This window comes from Mycobacterium sp. (assembly GCF_035570115.1).
GTDB lineage: Bacteria > Actinomycetota > Actinomycetes > Mycobacteriales > Mycobacteriaceae > Mycobacterium.
This window is the reverse complement of sequence record NZ_DATMLH010000164.1, coordinates 1-6,410: the sequence shown is the minus strand read 5'-3', so window position 1 is coordinate 6,410 and position 6,410 is coordinate 1. Positions and strand designations below refer to the sequence as shown.

Annotated in this window: 9 protein-coding genes; 3 read left to right on the top strand and 6 right to left on the bottom strand. The window is 65.2% G+C overall.

The features are described from left to right. The 4 genes from VNW74_RS15295 to VNW74_RS15280 form a co-directional block, all read right to left on the bottom strand. On the bottom strand, positions 1-590 hold a 590-nt coding region (locus VNW74_RS15295; RefSeq protein ID WP_325678240.1), incomplete at its 3' end, for a DNA glycosylase AlkZ-like family protein. A 21-nt stretch (positions 591-611) separates the two neighbouring features. Next, the gene (locus tag VNW74_RS15290) at positions 612-1,346 is read right to left on the bottom strand and encodes a cell division protein DivIVA (protein ID WP_325678238.1); all 735 of its coding nucleotides are present in this window, start codon (positions 1,344-1,346) and stop codon (positions 612-614) included. A gap of 94 nt (positions 1,347-1,440) precedes the next feature. Continuing rightward, positions 1,441-1,926, bottom strand: coding sequence for a dihydrofolate reductase (locus tag VNW74_RS15285; RefSeq protein WP_325678236.1), 486 nt, complete (start codon positions 1,924-1,926; stop codon positions 1,441-1,443). 7 nt (positions 1,927-1,933) lie between these two features. Next, on the bottom strand, positions 1,934-2,734 hold the full coding sequence (locus VNW74_RS15280; RefSeq protein WP_325678234.1) for a thymidylate synthase: 801 nt from the start codon (positions 2,732-2,734) through the stop codon (positions 1,934-1,936). Positions 2,735-2,777: 43 nt separating this feature from the next. On the opposite strand from VNW74_RS15280, the gene VNW74_RS15275 reads away from it, so the two are divergent. Then, the gene (locus tag VNW74_RS15275) at positions 2,778-3,518 is read left to right on the top strand and encodes a dienelactone hydrolase family protein (RefSeq protein ID WP_325678232.1); all 741 of its coding nucleotides are present in this window, start codon (positions 2,778-2,780) and stop codon (positions 3,516-3,518) included. Between the two features lie 9 nt (positions 3,519-3,527). Here VNW74_RS15275 and VNW74_RS15270 read toward each other — a convergent pair whose 3' ends face one another. Then, on the bottom strand, positions 3,528-4,226 hold the full coding sequence (locus tag VNW74_RS15270) for a nitroreductase family protein (protein ID WP_325678230.1): 699 nt from the start codon (positions 4,224-4,226) through the stop codon (positions 3,528-3,530). A gap of 16 nt (positions 4,227-4,242) precedes the next feature. After that, positions 4,243-4,893, bottom strand: a complete 651-nt coding sequence (locus VNW74_RS15265) for an HD domain-containing protein (RefSeq protein WP_325678229.1) — start codon at positions 4,891-4,893, stop codon at positions 4,243-4,245. A 101-nt stretch (positions 4,894-4,994) separates the two neighbouring features. On the opposite strand from VNW74_RS15265, the gene VNW74_RS15260 reads away from it, so the two are divergent. Next, on the top strand, positions 4,995-5,969 hold the full coding sequence (locus VNW74_RS15260) for a GlxA family transcriptional regulator (protein WP_325678228.1): 975 nt from the start codon (positions 4,995-4,997) through the stop codon (positions 5,967-5,969). A 39-nt stretch (positions 5,970-6,008) separates the two neighbouring features. Next, a partial coding sequence (locus tag VNW74_RS15255) for an LLM class flavin-dependent oxidoreductase (RefSeq protein ID WP_325678226.1) occupies positions 6,009-6,410 on the top strand: 402 nt, incomplete at its 3' end.

Genomic DNA, 6,410 nt, shown 5'->3' with positions numbered 1-6,410 from the left:
TAGTGCCGGGCGAAGCCCACCCGGGTGGCGGTGGTGAGGACCCCCGAGGCGAACAGCGCCTCGGCCACCCATTTGGTATTGCTGCGGCTGCCCCACCAGCTGCCCCTCGGCCCGCGCGGCTCGGCGGCCAGATGCGCCTCGATCTGCCCGGCGGTACTCGGCCCGAGTTCGGCGACGGCGGCGACGACGTCCTCGACGAGTTGCGGGTTGGCCTTGACGATGTGAGTGCCCCACCGGCCGTGCCGGTACTGACGCATCCGCCAGCGCAACAGCGGCCAGTCATCGACGGCCATCAGCGCGGCCTCGTGCGCCCAGTACTCCACCAGCAGCCGCGGTGACCGGGCCGAATGGTCCCACGCCGCACGGTCCAAAACGCCCCGGTCGTAGGGCCCGAGCCGGCTGAAGACCGGGGCATAGTGGGCCCGCACCGCGACCGACACCGAATCGAGCTGCAGCACCTGGATGCGCGAGATCAGCCGTCGCAGGTGCGCGCGCGTGACCACGCCGGCGGGCCGCGGCTCGCTAAATCCTTGGGCTGCAACGGCTATCCGCCGGGCCTGCGCGGCGGTCAGCCTAACGGGCCGGGTCACAGCGCCGAGAACACCGCGAGCTCAGCCAGCGTTGACTGTCTCCTCCGACGGCGCTTCTGCACTCGCCTCCGTTGCATTCTTGACTTCATGGTAAGCGGACTCGAGGGTGGCCGGGACCGATTCCAGGTCGCGGTACACGCCCATCAGTTGCTCAAGGATCTCGATTCGCTGCCGACCCGCCTCGTCCACCGCCTGCCGGGCCTGCTCACGATAGTGATCAGCCTCCAGCTTCGCGTCGGCGAGAAGCTGCTCACGTTCCTGCTGGGCGTCCCGCAAGGCCTCCTCGATCGCCGATTGATTTTCAGCGGTCATCCTGTCCAATTCGGCCGCGACCTTTGCTTTGGCTTCGTCATATTCAGCTTGGCGGGCGTTTAGCTGCGCACTCAAGTCCGCCAGTAGTTCTTTGTGCTTTTGCTGCTCGGCGTCGGCCTCGGCCTGGGCATCCGCGATCAGCGCCGCTGCCTCGGTGCGCGCTTCCGCCTGCATCTCGGACACCTCGTCGACGGCCTGCCGCAGCATCTTTGCCATCCGTTGTTGCACCGCGTGCGGCGACGGTGAAGTGTCCGTGAGGAGGGCCACCTCCTTGCGCAAGCCGGCTGATTCATCGTCGAGGTCTTTCAGCCGGGCCCTCAGGCTCTCGACGTCGTCGAGCAGCAACCGCTGCTTAGTGGTCAGCATCTCGATGTAGGCGTCGACCGCAGCCGGTTTATAGCCCGCCAACGTGCGAGAAAACGTCCTCGCGAATTCGGGTTCCATCGTCAATTCCCCTTCTGAAATCGCCTGCTCGACCCGTTGTGACCGGCCTCTAATCGAGAGTATGTCAGTCATGCCGTCGGCGCAGATAGCGTGCTCAGGAGCGAACGTAGCTGTGGAACCGGTAGCGCAGTCCCGTGCGGCTCGTCTCCCATTCGCCGGTCGTGCCGACCCACGTTTCGTCGAGCACCGGAGCGATGACATCGCCGTCATCGCGTGGCAGGTCGACGTCGACCTCGGTAACCTCGCAGCGGCTGGCCAGCGGCATCGCCAACGCATAAATCTGTTCGCCGCCCACAACCCAGGTGTCCGGATCGGTCAGCCCCTCGTCGAGACTTCGCACCACCGTCGCGCCTCCAGCAACGAAGCCGGTCTGATGGGTCAGCACGACATTTCGGCGGCCCGGCAAAGGCCGAAACTTCGCCGGCAGCGACTCCCAGGTGCGCCGGCCCATCACCACGGTGTGACCCATCGTGAGGGCTTTGAAGCGGATCAGGTCCTCCGGCAATTGCCACGGAATACCGCCGCTGCGGCCGATGACTCCCGACGTCGACTGAGCCCAGATCAGGCCCAGTTCGCTCATGCGCGCCTCATACCGCGACGGGGGCTTTGATCGCGGGGTGTGGGTGGTAGTTCTCTACGACGATATCGTCGTAGGTGTAGTCGAAGATCGAATCGCGATGCGCCAAAACCAGTGTCGGGTAGGGCCGCGGATCGCGGCTCAGCTGCTCGGTCACCTGCTCGATGTGGTTGTCGTAAATGTGGCAGTCACCGCCGGTCCAGATGAACTCGCCGACCGCCAAACCTGATTGCGCGGCCATCATGTGGGTCAGCAGCGCATAGCTGGCGATGTTGAACGGCACACCGAGGAACAGGTCGGCGCTGCGCTGGTAAAGCTGACAGCTGAGCCGGCCGTTGGCCACATAGAACTGAAACAGCACATGACACGGCGCCAACGCCATCTGCGGGATCTCGCCGACATTCCACGCCGACACGATGATGCGTCGGGAATCCGGATCGGTCCGCAGCAGCTGCAACGCTGCGCTGATCTGGTCGACCTGTTCACCGGAAGGCGTCGGCCAGGATCGCCACTGCACGCCGTAGACCGGACCGAGATCGCCGCTGTCGCTGGCCCATTCGTCCCAGATCGTGACTCCGTGTTGCTGCAACCAGCCGACGTTTGAGTCGCCGCGCAAAAACCACAGCAACTCGTGCACCACCGACTTCAGGTGCACCTTCTTGGTGGTGATCAGCGGGAAGCCGGCCGACAGGTCGTACCGCATCTGGTGGCCGAACAGGCTGCGAGTTCCGGTGCCGGTGCGGTCGGCCTTGGGTGTGCCCTGCTCGAGCACCAGACGCAGTAAATCCTCGTACGGCGTAGCGATCGGCACGCCGTTCACCTTACGTCCAAAGCCAGGGAGTAGAACGGAGGGCATGCCGAATATCACCGATACCATCACCACTCCCGACGGCACCTGTACCGTCCGCCTGTTCACCCCCGAGGGCGACGGTCCCTGGCCCGGGGTGGTCATGTACCCCGACGCCGGCGGTGCGCGCGAAAGCTTCGACGAGATGGGCGCCAAGCTGGCCGACTTCGGTTACGCGGTGCTGGTGCCCGACGTCTACTACCGCCTCGGCGACTGGAAACCGATCGACATGAAGACCGCATTCGGTGATCCCGAAGAGCGCAAGCGGCTGATGTCGATGATCGGCAGCGTCACACCGGAGACGATGACCGCCGACGCCCGCGCATACTTCGACTACCTCGCCGGTCGTCCCGAGGTGAGCGGGGACAGGTTCGGCACCACCGGCTACTGCATGGGCGGGCGGACATCAGTGGTCGTCGCCGGCCGGGTACCCGACCGAGTCGCCGCCGCGATGTCGTTCCACGGCGGCGGGCTGGTAACCGACACCGAGGACAGCCCGCATCTGAAGGCCGACCAGATCCAGGCGGCCGTGTATGTCGGCGGCGCGGAGAACGACGCCGGGTTCACCGCCGACCATGCCGAGCAACTCGACAAGGCGCTGACAGCGGCCGGCGTCGAGCACACGATCGAGACCTACCCGGCCGCGCACGGGTTCGCCGTTCCGGACAACCCGCCGTACGACGCCGCCGCGGCCGACCGGCACTGGACGGCGATGCGGGAGTTCTTCGGGGCGCACCTGGGCGCGTAGCTCAGCGATTCATCCCACCGCGGCCAGGCCGGCCGTCATGTCGTCGTGAGGCGGCCACAGCGGCTGCGGAACTTCGACACCGAATGGTTCACCCCAGCGGTTTCGGGATGAAACCTCGTGCACGGGATGCCGATTGGCTGCGACACCCCACTTGCCCCGTGGGTAGCCGAGGGCCAGCATGGCCGACATCGTCCAGCCTTCCTCAGCGGGCACGCCCAGTAACTCGTTCACCCTGTCCTTGAAATGGCGGAGCACCATCGTCATGACGCCGCCAACGCCCTCGGCACGGGCGGCAAGTAAGGCACTCCAGATCGCCGGGTAAATGTTGGCACCGCCGTAGTCGTCGATGGCGAAGACGAAGAGCAACAGGGGCACCTCTTCGAAATGGTCTGCCAGATAGTCCCCTGAGCCTTTCATTCTGCGCATCGTTTCGGCGTGAGCGGCCGGGTCGGCACCCGGCGCCGGCGCTACCATCGGTCCCGTCCTGAAATTTTCGTACTCAAGGACTCGGGCCTGCCGGAACAGCTGAGCGAACTCGCGTTTGAGTTCTGGATCATCAACGGCCAGGAAATGCCAGCGTTGGGTGTTTCCCCCGTTGGGGGCGCGAACGGCGGCATCGAGGATGCGGGCCTGCGTGTCCAACGGAATCGGATCCGGCCGCAACCGGCGCATCATCCTGGTGGTGTACAGCGCTTCATAGATATCCATCTGTCTGCTCCTTCCGCTATTCGGGCCAACTGCCGCTGAGAATGATGTCGACCAAGTTGCCCCGCTTGAATGTGGGATCGAAATGCGCCAGCACGTCGTCGTTCATCGTGCCGAAGGTGGTGCCCGGGCGGTGCTTCATACCGTCGTTGAAGGCCGCCAGGATGCGGTTCTTGAAATCAGGACGTGGATGCGCGGCGGTCACCGCCTCGACAGCTTCCGCGGTGAGTTCCTCTCGGCCGACGCCGACCACGTCGGTCTTGACACCGGCTGCCAGCAAAGCGGTTTCGGGGTCAAGGCGGGTGGGAATCTCGGGCGTCGTGTGCAGGGCAATGCCTAGCCAGACCTTGTCGGCGTCGGATTGCTCGACGCCGTGTTCGAGCAGGAAGTCGCGCGCTGCGTCGGCACCGTCCATCTCGAAGCGCTGGGTCGAAGTGCCATAGCGTGCGGTAAGGCCGAGGTCGTGGAACATCGCCGCAACGTAGAGCAGTTCCAGGTCTGATTGCAGGCCGAGTCGCCGCCCATGCAGCGCGCCGAACAGGAATACGCGTCGGGAATGGTGAAAGAGCACGTCGTCTTCGGCGCTGCGGATGAACTCGGTTGCCTCGCGCACAAGTGCGGTGTCGGGTATGACGATGCCGGCAACGGTTTCGATGGACTCAACGGCCATGATTGCTCCTTGCTTGTCTTAGCCCATCTTGCGGCGCTGCGCCGCTATTCCACCGGTGTCGTTCCAGCCGCCTTTCCCACAAATTGCGACACAATGAGTCCGTGGCTGAAGCCAACGCGCAGTCGCGAGTGGTGGTTATCGTCGTCTTCGACGACGTGACCATGTTGGACGTCGCGGGAGCGGGTGAGGTCTTCGCGGAAGCCAACCGCTTTGGCGCCGACTACCGGCTTAAGATCGCATCGGTCGATGGCCGCGACGTCACAACCTCGATCGGGACGCGGTTGGGCGTCACGGACGCCATCTCGTCAATCAAGTCCGCTGACACGGTCATGGTCGCCGGTAGCGACGACTTGCCCCGGCGCGCGATTGATCCCGAGCTCGTCGAAGCGATCAAGTCAGTCGCGGGCCGGACCCGGCGGCTAGCGTCGATTTGCACGGGGTCGTTCGTCCTGGCGCAGGCCGGCCTCCTTGATGGCCGCCGCGCAACCACACATTGGCATGATGTCCGCTTGTTTGCGCGGGCATTCCCCGAGATCACCGTCGAGCCGGATGCGATCTTCGTTCGGGACGGCGATGTCTTCACCTCGGCCGGGGTGTCGTCAGGCATCGACCTAGCGCTGGCGTTAGTCGAAATGGATCACGGCACCGAGCTGGTCCGCGCCGTGGCCCGGTGGTTGGTTGTCTATCTCAAACGCGCGGGTGGCCAATCGCAATTCTCGGTGCTGGTCGAGGCCGCCCTCCCGCCGCAGTCTCCGTTGCGCAAGGTGACCGATGCAATCTCGGCCGCCCCCGCGGCAAATCACAGCGTGAATAGTCTTGCCACGCGGGCCTCCTTGAGTACGCGGCAGCTGACCCGGCTGTTTCAGTCCGAACTTGGGACGACACCGGCCCGTTACGTCGAAATGGTGCGCATCGATGCCGCCCGTGCCGCACTCGACGCCGGCCGCACCGTCTCCGACACTGCACGCATGGCAGGGTTCGGCAGCCCAGAAAGCCTCCGGCGCGTATTCGTCGACCACCTCGGCGTCTCGCCGAAGGCCTATCGGGAGAGATTTCGCACGGCATCGCGCGGCTGAGGTCTACCCACGTTATCGCCCGCAGCATACTGTTCCGCCATGCAGGTCGACGCGATGACGATTCCGGCGCCGCTGGGCCAAGCCGGTGAGCTGGCCCGACGAACGCAGTCCGCCGGCTTCTCCGGCTTGTTGTTCACCGAGACGGGCCGCACCGCCTATCTGAACGCCGCCGTCGCGTCGCTGGCCGCGCCCGCCCTCGAGCTATCCACGGGCGTCGCGGTGGCTTTTCCGCGTAGTCCGTTCGTCACGGCGGCCACGGCGTGGGAGCTTCAAGAAGCGAGCGGCGGCAAGTTCCGGCTGGGCTTGGGCACGCAGGTGCGCACGCATGTCGTGCGGCGTTACGGCGTGGACTTCGAACGGCCCGGTCCACGGCTGCGTGACTACCTGCTCGCCGTGAAGGCCTGCTTCTCGGCTTTTCGCACCGGAAAGCTCGATCACCAC

What these genes read in the sequence shown, in the direction of transcription:
- VNW74_RS15290 (WP_325678238.1), bottom strand. Translation starts at nt 1,346, where the DNA reads ATGGAACCCGAATTCGCGAGGACGTTTTCTCGCACGTTGGCGGGCTAT.
- VNW74_RS15285 (WP_325678236.1), bottom strand. Translation starts at nt 1,926, where the DNA reads ATGAGCGAACTGGGCCTGATCTGGGCTCAGTCGACGTCGGGAGTCATC.
- VNW74_RS15275 (WP_325678232.1), top strand. Translation starts at nt 2,778, where the DNA reads ATGCCGAATATCACCGATACCATCACCACTCCCGACGGCACCTGTACC.
- VNW74_RS15270 (WP_325678230.1), bottom strand. Translation starts at nt 4,226, where the DNA reads ATGGATATCTATGAAGCGCTGTACACCACCAGGATGATGCGCCGGTTG.
- VNW74_RS15265 (WP_325678229.1), bottom strand. Translation starts at nt 4,893, where the DNA reads ATGGCCGTTGAGTCCATCGAAACCGTTGCCGGCATCGTCATACCCGAC.